Annotated in this window: 10 protein-coding genes and 1 pseudogene; 5 read left to right on the forward strand and 6 right to left on the reverse strand. The window is 63.5% G+C overall.

Annotation, left to right across the window (positions count from 1 at the left end):
* Positions 1-45: 45 nt before the first annotated feature.
* Entirely contained in the window at positions 46-678 is a 633-nt protein-coding gene (locus PPN31114_RS11140; RefSeq protein ID WP_150679578.1) for a response regulator transcription factor, read from the reverse strand.
* Positions 678-2,057 (reverse strand): cache domain-containing protein, encoded by a 1,380-nt coding sequence (locus tag PPN31114_RS11145; protein WP_150679579.1) that lies wholly within the window; start codon positions 2,055-2,057, stop codon positions 678-680. Before PPN31114_RS11145 ends, PPN31114_RS11140 begins: the two co-directional genes overlap by 1 nt.
* A 276-nt stretch (positions 2,058-2,333) precedes the next feature.
* Between PPN31114_RS11145 and PPN31114_RS11150 the strand changes: the two genes are divergently transcribed.
* Together PPN31114_RS11150 and PPN31114_RS11155 are read left to right on the forward strand one after the other, a co-directional pair.
* Positions 2,334-4,400, forward strand: a complete 2,067-nt coding sequence (locus PPN31114_RS11150; protein ID WP_150679580.1) for a carbon starvation CstA family protein — start codon at positions 2,334-2,336, stop codon at positions 4,398-4,400.
* Between the two features lie 46 nt (positions 4,401-4,446).
* Positions 4,447-4,644 carry a YbdD/YjiX family protein gene (locus tag PPN31114_RS11155; RefSeq protein WP_150679581.1) on the forward strand — a complete coding sequence of 66 codons (198 nt, stop codon included), beginning with the start codon at positions 4,447-4,449 and terminating at the stop codon, positions 4,642-4,644.
* 148 nt (positions 4,645-4,792) lie between these two features.
* Here the strand turns inward: PPN31114_RS11155 and hemN are convergent, their stop codons facing one another.
* Entirely contained in the window at positions 4,793-6,367 is a 1,575-nt protein-coding gene (gene hemN, locus PPN31114_RS11160; protein ID WP_246182512.1) for an oxygen-independent coproporphyrinogen III oxidase, read from the reverse strand.
* A gap of 466 nt (positions 6,368-6,833) precedes the next feature.
* Between hemN and PPN31114_RS11165 the strand changes: the two genes are divergently transcribed.
* Positions 6,834-7,802, forward strand: a complete 969-nt coding sequence (locus PPN31114_RS11165; RefSeq protein WP_058380007.1) for a LysR family transcriptional regulator — start codon at positions 6,834-6,836, stop codon at positions 7,800-7,802.
* A 138-nt stretch (positions 7,803-7,940) separates the two neighbouring features.
* On the opposite strand, the gene PPN31114_RS11170 is transcribed toward PPN31114_RS11165, so the two are convergent.
* From PPN31114_RS11170 to dprA, 3 genes are all read right to left on the reverse strand, one after another.
* Positions 7,941-10,643 (reverse strand): DNA topoisomerase III, encoded by a 2,703-nt coding sequence (locus tag PPN31114_RS11170; protein WP_150679582.1) that lies wholly within the window; start codon positions 10,641-10,643, stop codon positions 7,941-7,943.
* A gap of 174 nt (positions 10,644-10,817) precedes the next feature.
* On the reverse strand, positions 10,818-11,204 hold the full coding sequence (locus tag PPN31114_RS11175) for a thioredoxin family protein (RefSeq protein WP_150679583.1): 387 nt from the start codon (positions 11,202-11,204) through the stop codon (positions 10,818-10,820).
* Between the two features lie 37 nt (positions 11,205-11,241).
* A complete protein-coding gene (dprA, locus tag PPN31114_RS11180; RefSeq protein WP_150679584.1) occupies positions 11,242-12,615 on the reverse strand; it encodes a DNA-processing protein DprA in 1,374 nt (457 codons plus the stop codon).
* 215 nt (positions 12,616-12,830) lie between these two features.
* On the opposite strand from dprA, the gene def reads away from it, so the two are divergent.
* Complete coding sequence (gene def / locus PPN31114_RS11185; RefSeq protein ID WP_150679585.1) at positions 12,831-13,334, forward strand: peptide deformylase; 504 nt, start codon at positions 12,831-12,833, stop codon at positions 13,332-13,334.
* Positions 13,335-13,746: 412 nt separating this feature from the next.
* Positions 13,747-14,256, forward strand: a pseudogene (locus PPN31114_RS26620) (hypothetical protein); the annotation flags it as partial.
* Positions 14,257-14,913: the final 657 nt, after the last annotated feature.

Consider the following 14,913-nt stretch of genomic DNA (forward strand, 5'->3'; position numbering starts at 1 on the left):
ACTACCGCTAAATTACAAACGGACTACAACCGGACTACAACCGGATCACAACCGGTTTTCCACCGCAAACTTAATCAATTCCGCCTGCCCTTCGATACCGAGCTTACGTTTGATGTTGAGCCGGTGGGTCTCTACGGTGCGCACTGACAAATCCATCTCCGTCGCAATTTGCTTGTTGGCCAGCCCGCGCGCGATCCGAGTGAGAATTTCGCGCTCACGCGGAGTGAGCGAGTCGATGGGGCCGTGCGAAGTCGATGCTTGCACCACGCGCGCCGCAATGGCCGCGCTGTAGTATGCCTCGCCCTTCGCGACACGTTCAATCGCCGTCACGATTTCATGCGCTGGCGCGTCCTTGAGCACATAACCCCGTGCCCCCGCGCGTACCGCCTGACGGACATACTCCGCGTTGTCGTGCATCGACAGAATCAACACGGCGATATGCGGAAACTGCTCGCGAAACAGCGCCGTCAACTCAATCCCGTTGCTGCCCCGCATGCTGATGTCCATCAGCGCCAAATCGGGCGACGCCGTCTTGGCGCGCGTCAGCGCTTCCTGCGCATTCCCGGCTTCGCCGACCACTTGCAAGTTGGGGGAGGCATCGAAGCGCGCGCGCAAGCCGTCGCGCACGAGCGGGTGATCGTCGATCAGCAACAATCGGATAGGGTGAACTTGAGTCATTAGCGTGTAGCGTTAAGCGCCGCTTTGGCGGCTGCGGGCGTGAGCGGCACCCACGCACTAATTGTCGTGAGCCCGGGCCACGATTGAATGCCGAGCGCACCGCCGACGGCATCGAGCCGCTCGCGCATATTGCGCAAACCGATACCGTGACGCGGATCATGATGCACGTCGGTCACATCGAACCCCCGGCCGTCGTCGGCAATCGACAGATGGATACCGTCAGCCTTGAACACGAGCAGAATCGACACGCGCGACGCATTGGCATGCCGCTCGATATTCGTGAGCGCTTCCTGCGCGATGCGAAACAGCATGGTTTTGATGTTGTCGTCGAGCACCGGCGCTTCACCTTCCACATGCATCTCGACCGGCAGCCCCGCATGCGAGCCGAACTCGCGGGCGAGTTGATCGATGGCCGCGGCCACACCCAGGTCGTCGAGCATTGCCGGGCGCAGCGCTTGCGAAATACGCCGCACTTCTCCCAGCGTGCCGTTCAGGCGCTCGATGGCGACGCCGAGCGTGGTGCTCGCCGCCGCGGGCGAACCTGGCAGGCGCATCGACGCCGATTCGAGGAGCAACTTGACCGAGACCAGCAACTGGCTGATGCCGTCGTGCAACTCGCGCGAAATACGCGAACGCTCGACTTCCTGCGACTCCACCACTTGCCGCGCGAGTTGGCGCAGCTTCGCATCGGCGGTCTTCAATTCAGTGATATTCACGACCAGACCGCAGAGACCGACAATCGCCAAACATGTCGACGCAATCATCGTGATCCAAATCAGCGTGCGATCGATGTTGCTCTGCGCGCGCTCATCCGATTGACGCAACGTGGCTTGCACATCGTCGAGATAAATGCCGGTGCCGATCATCCAGTTCCACTTCGGCAGCGCGATCACATAACCCAACTTAGGCGCGGTCTGTTGCAGGGACGGCTTTTCCCATGAGTACTCCACGTAGCCGCCACCGGTCCGTGCCGCCGCGATCAGCCGCTGAATCGTCGGCGCCCCGGCGGGATCTTTGAGCGACCACAAATTGTGTCCGACCAACTCTGGCTGACGCGGGTGCATCAAGCTGTTGCCATCGAGGTCGTAGACGAAAAAGTAACCGTCTTTGCCGAACTCCATACGGGCAAGTGTGGCAAGCGCTTCGGTGCGCGCAGCGGGTGTGTCCGGGCCGTTGTAGAGCGGCTCGATGGCATTGCGTGCGAGGCCGACGTAATGCAACAGCTCGGCGCGTTTGTTGGCGAGCGATGCGGTCTGTACGGCCTCGTGCTGTGCACGGGCCAATTCATTGCCCTGATAGCGCACGGCCAATGCGATGGCAACCATCGCAAGGGCTACCGGCAAGAGGGACAGCACGAAGAATTTCTGTCGGAGATTCATGACGTTCAAGAGCCTGCAGCGCCGCTTTTTAGCGGCATTCGCTACGTACTATCACGTAGTGTGCCTGCGTAGTTTCGCGCTTGTGGCACGTCAGGCAAACGCCAATACTACACGGCGAATCGTGCCCCGGTGGCTATCAGACCCTCGCATTACGTGGGCAATACCGTGCGACACGCTTCGCGGCATCTGCGTGATGTCAAAAAACAAAGGCGGGATCGCGCTGCCACGGCGCCGTCCCGGGTCGCTGCCCGAAGGAGGCAGTTCCGAGGAGAGACAATGAATCGTATCTGGCAACAACTGCCCTGGGCAGCGGTGGCCGTCGTCGGCGCGTGCGCGCTCGGCACGGTCGCCCTATCGCGCGGCGAAACCATCAGCGCACTCTGGATCGTGATCGCAGCCATCTGCGTTTACCTGATCGCTTATCGCTTCTACAGCAAGTTCATCGCCACACGCGTCGCGCAACTCGACGGCGCCCGTATGACGCCCGCATGGCGTCATAACGATGGCCTCGACTACGTGCCGACCAACAAGTACGTGCTGTTCGGTCACCACTTCGCCGCCATCGCCGGTGCCGGTCCGCTCGTGGGCCCGGTGCTCGCCGCGCAGATGGGTTACCTCCCCGGCATGTTGTGGATTCTGGCCGGCGTGGTCTTCGCCGGTGCGGTGCAGGACTTCATGGTCCTGTTCATCTCCACACGCCGCGACGGCCGCTCGCTGGGCGATCTGGTGAAGTCGGAACTCGGCATGATCCCCGGCGTGATCGCGCTCTTCGGCGCGTTCCTCATCATGATCATCATTCTCGCGGTGCTCGCGCTGATCGTGGTCAAGGCGCTCACGGGCTCGCCTTGGGGCACGTTCACGGTGGGGCTCACGATTCCGATCGCGCTGTTCATGGGCGTGTACACGCGCTTCATCCGCCCGGGCCGCATCGGCGAAGTGTCGATCATCGGCTTCTTCGGGCTGATGGCTGCGATCTACTTCGGTCAGAGCGTGCACGACAGCGCCACGCTCGCGCCGCTGTTCACGTTCGACGGTAAGCAACTCACGTGGATGCTCATCGGTTACGGCTTCGTCGCCTCGGTGTTGCCGGTGTGGCTGTTGCTCGCGCCGCGCGACTACCTCTCGACGTTCCTGAAGATCGGCACGATCCTCGCGCTCGCCATCGGTATTCTCGTGGTCGCGCCCGAGCTGAAAATGCCGGCGCTCACGCAGTTCGTCGACGGCAGCGGTCCGGTCTGGTCGGGCAAGCTGTTCCCGTTCCTCTTCATCACGATTGCGTGCGGTGCCGTCTCGGGCTTCCATGCGCTGATCTCTTCGGGCACCACGCCGAAGCTGCTCGATAACGAAGTCAACGCGCGCTTCATCGGCTACGGCGGCATGTTGATGGAATCGTTCGTCGCCATCATGGCGCTGGTGGCCGCTTCGGTCATCGACCCGGGCGTGTACTTCGCCATGAACAGCCCGGCTGCCGTGATCGGCACGACGCCGGAAGCCGTCGCGCAAGTCGTCTCGGGTTGGGGCTTCACGATTACGCCGGATGTGCTCACCGCGACCGCCAAGGCCGTGGGCGAGAACACCATCATTTCGCGCGCGGGCGGCGCACCGACGCTGGCTGTCGGTATGGCGCACATCCTGCATCAAGTGGTGGGCGGCGAAGCGATGATGGCCTTCTGGTATCACTTCGCGATTCTGTTCGAAGCGCTGTTCATCCTGACCGCCGTCGACGCCGGCACGCGCGCTGGCCGCTTCATGCTGCAAGACTTGCTCGGCACGTTCGTGCCGGCGCTCAAGCGCACGGAGTCGTTGCCGGCCAACTTGATCGCCACGGCCCTGTGCGTGGCGGCGTGGGGCTACTTCTTGTATCAAGGGGTGGTCGACCCGCTGGGCGGTATCAATACGCTGTGGCCGCTGTTCGGCATCTCGAACCAGATGCTCGCTGCGATCGCGCTGATGCTGGCGACGTGTGTGCTGTTCAAGCTCAAGCGCGAGCGCTTCGCCTGGGTGACGATTCTACCGACGGTCTGGCTGCTCGCCTGCACGCTGACCGCTGGCTGGCAGAAGATGTTCGATCCGGACCCGAAGGTGGGCTTCCTCGCGCACGCCGCCAAGTATCAGGCAGCGCTCGCAGACGGCAAGCTGCTCGCCCCGGCCAAGTCGGTCGCGCAAATGCAGCAGATCGTGTTCAACGACTACGTGGACGCCACGCTCGCCGGTGTGTTCATGTTCGTGGTGGTGGCTGTGGGGCTGTTCGGCCTGCGCACCATCCTGCAAGCGCGTCGCGCCAACAAGCCGACGGCGCAGGAAACGCCGTTCGAGCCGATGCCGTCGGGTCCGCGTGTCTGACGCTCGGACACCGCCGGTATCTCAGAGACGCTAAGCAGGAGTCGCTATGTTCGAAGACGTCGGCAAAGTCGGCCGTTATCTGGGGCAGGCCATGCGCCTGATGGTGGGGCTGCCCGATTACGACACGTACGTGGCGCACATGCAGGCCACGCATCCGGATAAGCCGGTCATGAGCTACGAGGCGTTCTTCCGCGAGCGTCAGGAGGCGCGCTACGGCGGCAAGAGCGGCGGACGCTGCTGCTAGGGCTGCCGTCATGCACCGGCCGGTTGTGTGCCCCGCCTGAGCGTCTCAGGCGGGGGCAATTTCCGGATGACTGATAGCAAAACACCCCAAACGTCGGACGATTCAGTCCTGACCTTTGGGGTGTTTTCTTTTGGATGCAACTGCGGCGTTACATCACTTTCGCGCAGCGAGCATTGGCGGCGCTGCGCCGATAGCTGTCGAACACTTGCGCGACCACACGTACGAGCAAGCGGCCCGCTGGCAGCACACGTATGCCGCGCGCATCGATCGCGACCAGTCCGTCGGCCGCCAGGTCGGCCAGTTCGCCGAGTTCTGCCGCGAAATAGGCGACGAAATCGATATCGTAGGTCTGCTCGATCGCTTCGAAATCGAGCGACATGTGACACATCAAACGCGAAATGACCTCGCGCCGAAGCCGGTCGTCGTCGTTCAGGCGCACACCTCGGGTGATGGCGAGGCCGCCCGCATCGATAGCTTCGTAATAAGTCTTGAGCGTCTTCGCGTTCTGCGCATAGCTGTCGCCGACCCGGCCGATCGATGACATGCCCACGCCGATGAGATCGCAGTCGCCCCGCGTGCTGTACCCCTGGAAGTTGCGATGCAGCGTGCCCGCCGCCTGTGCGATGGCGAGCTCGTCGTCGGGGCGAGCGAAGTGATCCATGCCGATGTAGACGTAACCCGCCGCCGTCAGCCGCGCGATGATCGTCTGTAACAACGCCAGCTTCTCGGGGCCGGCCGGCAGGTCGTCCGGTAGACAGCGCTGCATCTTGAATTGCTGTGGCAGATGCGCGTAGCTAAACACCGACAACCGCTCCGGCGACATCTCGATGACGGCGTCGAGCGTCTTCGAGAACGACTCCACGGTCTGATGCGGTAAGCCGTAAATGAGATCGAAATTGACCGAGCGAATGCCGCAGCCGCGCGCCGCGTCGAGTGCCGCTTCGACCAACGCGCGCGGTTGCACGCGATGAATCGCCTGTTGCACGCGCGGATCGAAATCTTGAACGCCGATCGAGAGGCGATTGAAACCGAGCGAGCGCAAGGCGCGAATCGATGCCGGTCCGGCGCTGCGTGGATCGATTTCGATGGCGTATTCTGCGCTGTCGTCGGGGGCCAGCACGAAGTGACGGCTGATGGTGTCGACCAGTGAAGCGATCTGTTCCAGTGAGAGAAACGTGGGCGTGCCGCCACCCCAGTGCATTTGCGCGAGCGAGCGTCCAGCGCCGAGCAACGACGCTTGGCGAGCAATTTCCGCGTGCAAGCGCTCGACGTACGCGTCGGCATGCGCCCGGTTGTTGGTGACGACCTTCGTGCAGGCGCAGTAGAAGCACACGGTGTCGCAGAACGGAACGTGCACGTAAAGCGAGAGCGGCTTGCCCGACCGTTTGGACTGGGCCGCCGCCCGCGCGTAATCGCTTGCACCGAAGTCTTCGTGAAATTGCAGCGCGGTCGGGTACGACGTGTAGCGCGGCCCGTTGATGTCGTAGCGGCTGAGCAACTGCGCGTCGAAACGCGGGGTCGCGGTCGCTGCGCTAGAAGACGGCGACTGAACCGACGAGAGCGACGCGGGGGGCGCGACGATTGACGTCGTGACCGATGACGCGTTCGATGCATTCGATGCGCGAGAGGCGCAGGACGGGCAGGTGCCCTGACATTTGCGTTGTTCGGTACTTTTTGGGGCGCCCTCGACGTCGAGCGCCGGTAACGGATGCGAGGGGTGCATGACGAAGCCTGAAACGAGAGTAATGCCCCACTCTAGTCACGCGCCCACCGTCAGGCCGTGACCTGCGTCAAGCCGTGCGCTCAAGCCCGGAAATTGCGACATTTGGTCGCATCGGGCCGTTTTTTCGACGGATGAGGGGATTGGCGCGCTATGGCGGCGATGTTTTCGCGCGCATTCCTGCGCGAACCGCACGCCTGATGTGCAGCGAAATCATTGTCACGTCGGGCAAATTTTGGCGGCGTACGGTAAGCTAGCGCCTTATCGAAGTCCCCGCCGCGTCGACGGCCCTGGCGGCACGTACGCGGCCCACCCCGGAAGGTTCCGGGGCGGCGGGTCTGCCGGTGCCCCGACGAGCCGTAGCGGCCCGCTACCCCTTGGGTGCCGGGCATTGCAGGTTCGCCCCATGCTCGCAGGTGCGCAATGCATCTTCGCCGGAACGACGCGGCACATCACGATTGGAAACAACATGGACCGTCTGCAATCGATGCGCGTTTTCGTCAAAGTCGCCGATAACGGGAGTTTTGCCCGCACGGCCGCTCAGATGGATCTGTCCGCCGCTGTGGTGACCCGCCACGTCGCAGAACTGGAATCGCACCTCGGCGTTCGCTTGCTCAACCGCACCACTCGCAGCCTGTCGCTCACCGGCGCGGGGCAGGTGTATCTCGAACGCTGCCGGCAGATCATCGACGAAGTCGACGAAGCCGATGCCCTGATCTCGAGCGCGTCGCGCGATCCGAAGGGCACGCTGAAGGTGGTGGCGCCAGTGTCGTTCGGTTTGCGCAATTTGGCGCCGCTTATCAAGAAGTATCAGGAAATGCACCCCAAGGTCGTGGTCGACCTCACGCTGACCGATCGCGCGATCGATTTGGTCGAAGAAGGTTACGACTGCGGCATCTTGCTGACGCGCATGATTAACAGCGAAAGCCTGATTTCGCGGGTACTCGCCGAGACGCGCGTGATGCTGTGCGCCTCGCCGGCGTATATCGCGGAACACGGTGAGCCGGTGACCCCGCAGGAACTGAGCGAACACGGCGTGCTGGGCCTGCCCAACGACTTCTGGAGCGACGACCGCGTGTTCTCCGGCCCGGAAGGCGAAGTGCGCGTGCGGGTACAGAACAAGTTCATCTGTAACAACACGGCGCTGCTGCGTCAGTCGGTGCTGCTGGGGCACGGCATTGCGTTCTTGCCGTCGTACCTCGTTGGCAACGACGTGCGCGACGGCGATCTGGTCGCGCTGCTGCGCAACTTCACGCAAACGCCGATCGACGTTTCGCTCGTGTACCCGAGCCGCAAGTATCTGTCGGCCAAGACGCGCGGCTTTATCGACCTGACGGTCGAGTACTTCCGCCAGAACGAAGGCATTTCGGCCGCCGAGCGCTGGGTGCCGCCGAAGCTGCCGTCGCCGACCACGCCGAACGCCGAAATCCCGGTGTAACGACGCCGCGCACGCCCGGCTGTCCCCGATATGCCGCGGGCAGTGCGTTTCAGCACCCGAAAAGCAAAACGGCCACTCCCGCGAGGAAGTGGCCGTTTTTCATTGACCCCGTGGGGTCAGTGAACGAACAACGGGCAATCAGAACGGCGGATCGTCGTCTTCGAAGCCGTTGTCAGCGGCAGCCGATTTGGCCGTCGCGGTCGTCGACTTGGCGGCAACTTTCTTTGCCGGGGCTTTCTTGGCAGCCGCCTTCTTGGCCGGTGCCTTCGCGGCGGCGGTCTTGCGTGCCGGTGCGGCAGCCTTCTCGTCACCCGCGTCGCCTTCGGCATCGCCCGCCTTGGCCGCCGTCTTCTTCGGTGCCTTGGCTTCGAATTCAAAGCCGATCTTGCCGTCCTTCTGCTGGGCCAGATACGCCTTGAAGTTGCGGCCCGTGCGCGACGACTTGAAGTTCGTCAGCAGGTCGGTCTTGCCTTCGGTGAGCAGCTTGTGAATCTGCTCGCGCGAAATTTCCTGCTGCAAGATCACCTTGCCCGACGTGAAGTCGCACGACTTCGGGTTGGCCACCGCGTTTTCGCACACATAACGCATGCCGTGCTCGAACACGCGGCCGCCGCACTTCGGGCACTTGCCCACCGGCTCCTGACCCGTGAAGTCCGGCGCTTCGCCGTCTTCGTCGCCATTGTCCTGACCGAAATCGAACTCGAGCTTGTAGCCCATTTCGTCGTCGGGCGAGAGCTTGAGGATCGCCGAGAACGGACGGCCCATCTTGCTGCGGAAACCCGAGAGCGGCCCGATCGTCTTGTTCTTGAGCAGCTCTTCGACTTCCGGAATCTCGAACTGGCGTCCGCCCGGAATCTTCGAGATCGAGAAGCTGCAATTCGTACAAGCGAAGCGGCGGTAGTTCTCTTTGACCACGCCGCCGCAGTGCGGGCAGGGCGTGGTGAGCGTCGCGTAGTCGCCGGGGATCGTGTCCGAGTCGTATTCTTTGGCGCGCTTGACGATGGTCTGCGTCATTTGCGCGATTTCGTGCATGAACTCGTCACGCTTCAGGCCGCCGCGCTCGATTTGCGAGAGCTTGGCTTCCCATTCGCCGGTGAGTTCCGGCAGCGTCAGTTCGTCCACGCCGAGCCCGCGCAACAGCGTCATCAACTGGAAGGCCTTGGCGGTCGGATGCAACTCGCGGCCTTCGCGCACGAGATACTTTTCCGTGAGCAAGCCTTCGATGATGGCCGCGCGCGTTGCTGGCGTACCAAGACCCTTGCCAGCCATCGCCTCGCGCAGTTCACCGTCTTCGACGAGCTTGCCCGCGCCTTCCATCGCCGAGAGCAACGTGGCTTCGCTGTAGCGTGCAGGCGGCTTCGTTTGCAGACCCACAGCTTCGACTTTGTCGACGCCGACCTTCTCGTCCTTGGCGACCGGCACGAGCGTCGGGGCGTCTTCCTTGCCGTCTTTGCTGTCCTTCGCGTCGCTGGCCGATTCCTTGCCGTAGATGGCGAGCCAGCCCGCTTGCGTGAGCACCTTACCTTCGGTCTTGAAGTGATGACCGACCACTTCCGTGATGCGGGTGGTGACTTGGTACTCGGCAGCGGGGAAGAACACGGCCAGGAAGCGCTTGACCACGAGGTCGTACAGCTTCTGCTCCGGCTCGGAGAGGTTCTTCGGCGCTTGCAGCGTCGGGATGATAGCGAAGTGATCGCTGATCTTGCTGTTATCGAAGATCCGCTTGTTCGGCTTGACCCAGTCCTTGGCCAACACTTGGTTGGCGAACTGGTGATAGTTATTGCTCTCTTTGAGCACCGCCATCGTTTCTTTGACGGTCTCGAGATAGTCTTCCGGCAGCGCGCGCGCGTCGGTACGCGGGTACGTCAGCACCTTGTGCTTTTCGTACAGCGCCTGCGCCAGACCAAGCGTGTTCTTCGCCGAGAAGCCGAACCGGCCGTTGGCCTCACGTTGCAGGCTCGTCAAGTCGAACAGGGCCGGCGAGAGCTGCGAGGTCGGTTTCGATTCTTCGGTCACCGTGCCGTGCTTGCCGCGCGTGGCCGCCACGACCGATTCGGCCGCCGCGACGCTCCACAGGCGCGAGTCGCGCTGCTCCGGATCGAATTCGTTGCGCTTGAACTTCGGATCGAACCAGCGGCCTTCGTAGAAACCGGCCGCACAGACGAACTCGGCGCGCACTTCCCAATAGTCGCGGGAGACGAACTTGCGAATCTTCTCTTCGCGCTCGACCACGATCGACAGCGTGGGGGTTTGCACCCGGCCGACCGTCGTCAGGAAGAAGCCGCCGCCCTTGCTGTTGAAGGCGGTCATGGCACGCGTGCCGTTGATGCCGACCAGCCAGTCGGCTTCGGCGCGGCTGCGCGCGGCATCGGCCAGCGGCAACATGTCGTTGTCGCTGCGCAGACGCTTGAAGCCGTCGCGAATCGACTGCGGCGTCATCGATTGCAGCCACAGACGCTGCACCGGCTGCTTCGCCTTCGCATGCTGGGCAATCAGACGGAAAATCAGTTCCCCTTCGCGCCCCGCGTCACAGGCATTGATCAGCACGTCGATATCTTTGCGCTTGATCAGCTTGGTGAGCACCTTCAGGCGCGATTCACTCTTGGCGATCGGCTTGAGGTCGAAATGGGGGGGAATTACGGGAAGGTTGGCGAAGCTCCACTTGCCGCGTTTGACTTCATAGTCTTCCGGCGCGCCGATTTCGACGAGGTGGCCAACCGCCGACGAGACGACGTAATCGTCGTTCTCGAAGTACTCGTCATGCTTGGTAAAGCCGCCCAGCGCCCGCGCGATGTCATTCGCGACAGACGGTTTCTCGGCAATGATCAGAGCTTTTGACATGACGTTAGGTAATGTTGAGGGGGTGTCGCCAGGCGGCATTCGTTGGCTTTATAACATATAGCGAATCCGGCGTTGCCGTCGGATCGGGCACAAGGCGGCCCCAAAAGCGGCACATCATAAGCGCGTCGCAGGCCGGGGGCAAGGCCGCCAGTACCCGCAGAGCGTGCGCGCACGTCAGCCAAGCAGATGGGCGCGTAGTGCAGGCGCTGCCACGCGGGTGTCGCCCAGCACGCCGGTGTCGAGCATGCGCTCGAGAATGCCGATGGCCGGCAGCAGGGGGCCGAAAAAGCGGGCTTCGTCGCCGGTTTGCTGCGCGTCTTGCACGAGAAGGGTCGGAAAGTTCTCGATGTCGTGGTCGTCCAGCCAGTCGGCATGCGTCTCGATGTCCACCCAGACGAAACACAAATGCGGATGGCTCGCCGCCAACTGCTCGAAGGCCTCGCGGTATTCGCGACACGTGCCGCACCACGCCGCGCACAGGCAAGCCACCAGCCGCGTGCCGCCGTCGGCCAGCGCCGCGGCAAGGGTGGAACGATCGGCGACAGGGTCGAGAACAGGCATGTTGTTGGGCTATCTGGGGTGTCTGGGGGTGTTGTCGTCACGCGCGGGTCGGATGCGTCAAACGGACAAAGCACGCGCCCGGTGCCCGGGCGATCCAGCCGTCGAGTTCGAGCACGCTCAGGTGCTGGAGGACCGTGACGATGTTCAGCCCGGTGCGCACACAAAGCGTGTCCGCGCTCGACGGATCATAACCCAGCGCCTCCAGAATCGCTGCGGCGGGCGGCGCCAAGTCGGCTGGGCATGCTGGCGCGTCTGACCCGGCGGCTGTGACGGTGCGGTGCGGGACGCGACGCGCCACTTCGGCTTCGCCCGGGCCATCGATCGGCGACGGGCCGGTCATGTTCCCGGATGATTGATTAGCGGCATTCCTTGGCACCGTCTTCGGTGCTTGGCGTGTCGTAGCTCCCGTCGCGTTCCCCGTGTTCTGCACATTTCCCATCAAGCCGAGCGCTTCGAGCACGTCGTCCGGCGAGGTGACGAGCGTCGCGCCATCTCGAATGAGCGCGTGACACCCGGCGCTTTGCTGCGCGTGGATCGAGCCGGGCACGGCGAGGACATCGCGGCCCAGCTCGCCCGCCAGCCGGGCGGTGATGAGCGACCCCGACTTTGTCGCCGCCTCGACGACGAGGGTGCACCGCGCGAGCGCCGCGATCAGCCGGTTACGTTGCGGGAAATGCGCGGGCCGTGGCGGCGTGCCGACGTGAAAGGCCGAGATGACAAGGCCGCTGGCGGCGCTTGCGATACGTTCGGCCAATGCACGGTGGCGTGACGGATAAACGAGATCCGGACCCGTGCCGATGACGGCGCACGTTCCACCGGGCGTATCGAGCGCCCCCTCGTGGGCCAGCCCGTCGATACCTGCGGCAAGGCCTGACACAACGGTGACGCCAGCTTCGCCTAGCCGCCGCGCGAAGTGCCGGGCATTCTCTCGCCCTTGCGGCGTCGCGAGACGGCTGCCGACGATGGCTACCGACGCCGACCCGGCGCGATTCGGAAGCCCGACGTCACCACGGCAATAAAGTAGGGGCGGCGCGTCGCCCAGATCGAGCAAGGCGCGTGGATAGGCCGACTCGGCCAGCGTCAGCACGGCGCACCCGGGTTGCGCCGCCCAGTCGAGCGTGCGTGCGCTCAGGTCGGCCAATGCCGCCGAGGGGCGTGCCAGCAGGCGGGCGACGACTTCGTGCGAGACGACGCTGGCGAGTCGGGCCGGGTCCGTACGGAAGATGACCGCAGGCAGCCCAAACGCCGCCAACAAGCGCCGCACGGCGGCGGGGGGTACGCCGGGGGCGGCGCACAGCCGCAGCCATGCCTTGATATCTTCCGCGTCTGCCCCGACCTGAGAACTCTCGAAAGCAGCGTCCGCTGTGTGAGCGCAGCCCTCTCGTTTCACCCGAGCATCGGCGGCAGACATTTCGCGCCGAGGCCCGTCTGGCACGCAAAGCGCGGTGCCGCCCGTCAGCGGCGGGAGGGGCGCTGTGATAAAATTTTTCATCATCCGGTAAGCATTGACCGGGGGGCCAAGGCTGGCGAAGCTTGCGGCGCGTGTGTCGCGACGCGTTTTCGCCATCGCACGATTGTGAGTTGGCGTGTGCCCCGATGGCAATGCGGCGATATCCCGTTTTCACCATGGCATTACTGAACATTCTTCAATACCCCGATCCGCGTCTGCATAAAGTGGCCAAACCCGTGGCCCAAGTGGACGACCGCATCCGTCAACTCGTCAAAGACATGGCCGAGACCATGTACGACGCCCCCGGCATCGGCCTCGCGGCCACGCAGATCGACGTTCACGAGCAAGTCATCGTGATGGATCTGTCCGAGACGCGTGACGAACTTCGCGTGTTCATCAACCCGCAGATCGTGTGGCGAAGCGACGAGCAGAAAGTCTACGAAGAAGGCTGCCTGTCGGTGCCTGGCATCTATGACGAAGTCGAGCGGGCCGACCGCGTGCGCGTGCGTGCACTGGACGAGAACGGCGAGAAGTTCGAACTCGACGCCGATGGCCTGCTCGCCGTGTGCATTCAACACGAGATGGATCACCTCAAGGGCAAGGTATTCGTCGAATATCTCTCGCCCCTCAAGCGCAACCGCATCAAGCAGAAGATGAAGAAGCAGGTCGAGCGCGCGTAATCCCGGCGGGCCGTTCTGGCCCAGCGCCACGGGTGGATCCTCCTCGATTTCCGAGGTATCCACCGCTAGGGGCGAACCACGAAAGTCATCTATACTTGCACCGATTTTTGAGCCAGCCTTGGCTCGAAACCCCGCTGCGACGGGACGTCTACGGGACGTTCACCGTCGGGCGCAACCCGATCGGTTTCTCTGGATGTCCATCGTCAACGCCTCGTCGTCGTCCCGCATTCGCAAGATTTATTGGCTGAGCGCCGCACTCCTTTTCGCTTTCCTGTTGGCAGGTCTGTTCGACCGAGACCCCTGGAAGGCCGACGAACCGTACTCGGTCGGCATGGTGCTCAACTTCTTCCGCGGCCATGACCTGATCGTGCCGCGCGTGGGCGCCGACCCGTTCGTCGAAAAACCTCCCGTCATGTACTGGACCGGCGCGATCTTTGCGCGCCTCACGTCTGCCGTACTCCCGGTGTTCCAAGGCGCGCAACTGGCCGTGCTGGCGTGGCTGCTGATCTCCGTGTTTTGCGTGGCCCGGCTCGCACAGCGTCTGCACGCCCCGGCGGCGGCATCCGATACCGGCGCTGCCGCCAAATTCAACTGGCTCGCGCCCATGCTGATGGTGGGCAGCTTCGGGGCCATCGAAAACATTCACAAGCTCACCGCCGACGTGCCGCAAATGGCCGGTGCCGCGCTGGCACTCGTGGCGCTGGCGCGTCTGGCGAAACCCACGGCGTCGTCGTGGCGCTGGGGCTTGCTGCTCGGCACCGGTGCCGGCATCGCGTTTCTCAGCAAGGGTCTGCTGGTACCGGGCGTGCTCGCGCTCACCGCGTTGGCCGCGTTCGTGTTGCCCGCCTACCGCACGCGCCGCTACGCTGCGGCGCTTGGCTGGGCCGTGCTGGCGGCGCTGCCTTGGGTCGTCATTTGGCCCGCGCTGTTCTGGCGCGCTTCGGAGCCGCTCTTCATCGAATGGTTCTGGGATAACAACTTCGGGCGCTTTTTCGGATTCGTCCATCTCGGCGGCGAGCGCAAGACGTATTGGAGCGACTTCCGCAGTCTGCTGGCGCTGACGTTCCCGGCGGGCTGGCTCGCGGTGGGGGCATTGGTTGCCCAATTGCGCGGCCGCACCGGCGACGCGGGGCAGGGCAAGACGCGCGGTGGGCTACGCCGCTTTGCGACCGAGCGCCCTGAACTGGCCATGTTGTGGCTGTATGTCGTGCTGTTCGTGCTCACGCTCGTGACGTCGTCGGCCATTCGCGATATCTACATGTTGTCGATCTTCCCGGCGCTGGGGGTGTTGGGTGCCGGTGTGCGCCTGCCGAATTGGCTGGAGAAGACGTGGTCGATCGTCGCGCTGGTACTCATGAGTGTGCTCGGCGTGTTCCTCTGGGTGCGTTGGGGTCTGCAACTCGGCGGGCATGGGCACGTTGCCGCTGGCCCGATCGGGAAATGGCTGCCGCTCGACTACGTACTGCCGTTCTCACCCGGGCTGGTGTTGGGCGCAGTGATCGTCGCAGCGTTGTGGGTAACGGCTATCATCTACCGTCGTCAGCTCGGTGCGCTGGTGTTCGGTTTTGCCGGGCTGCTG

The organism is Pandoraea pneumonica (assembly GCF_902459645.1).
Taxonomy (GTDB): Bacteria; Pseudomonadota; Gammaproteobacteria; order Burkholderiales; family Burkholderiaceae; genus Pandoraea; species Pandoraea pneumonica.

Coding starts and splice junctions, on each gene's coding strand:
- PPN31114_RS11175 (WP_150679583.1), bottom strand. CDS start 11,204: ATGCCTGTTCTCGACCCTGTCGCCGATCGTTCCACCCTTGCCGCGGCG.
- PPN31114_RS11155 (WP_150679581.1), top strand. CDS start 4,447: ATGTTCGAAGACGTCGGCAAAGTCGGCCGTTATCTGGGGCAGGCCATG.
- def (WP_150679585.1), top strand. CDS start 12,831: ATGGCATTACTGAACATTCTTCAATACCCCGATCCGCGTCTGCATAAA.
- dprA (WP_150679584.1), bottom strand. CDS start 12,615: ATGTCTGCCGCCGATGCTCGGGTGAAACGAGAGGGCTGCGCTCACACA.
- PPN31114_RS11150 (WP_150679580.1), top strand. CDS start 2,334: ATGAATCGTATCTGGCAACAACTGCCCTGGGCAGCGGTGGCCGTCGTC.
- hemN (WP_246182512.1), bottom strand. CDS start 6,367: ATGCACCCCTCGCATCCGTTACCGGCGCTCGACGTCGAGGGCGCCCCA.
- PPN31114_RS11140 (WP_150679578.1), bottom strand. CDS start 678: ATGACTCAAGTTCACCCTATCCGATTGTTGCTGATCGACGATCACCCG.
- PPN31114_RS11165 (WP_058380007.1), top strand. CDS start 6,834: ATGGACCGTCTGCAATCGATGCGCGTTTTCGTCAAAGTCGCCGATAAC.
- PPN31114_RS11170 (WP_150679582.1), bottom strand. CDS start 10,643: ATGTCAAAAGCTCTGATCATTGCCGAGAAACCGTCTGTCGCGAATGAC.
- PPN31114_RS11145 (WP_150679579.1), bottom strand. CDS start 2,057: ATGAATCTCCGACAGAAATTCTTCGTGCTGTCCCTCTTGCCGGTAGCC.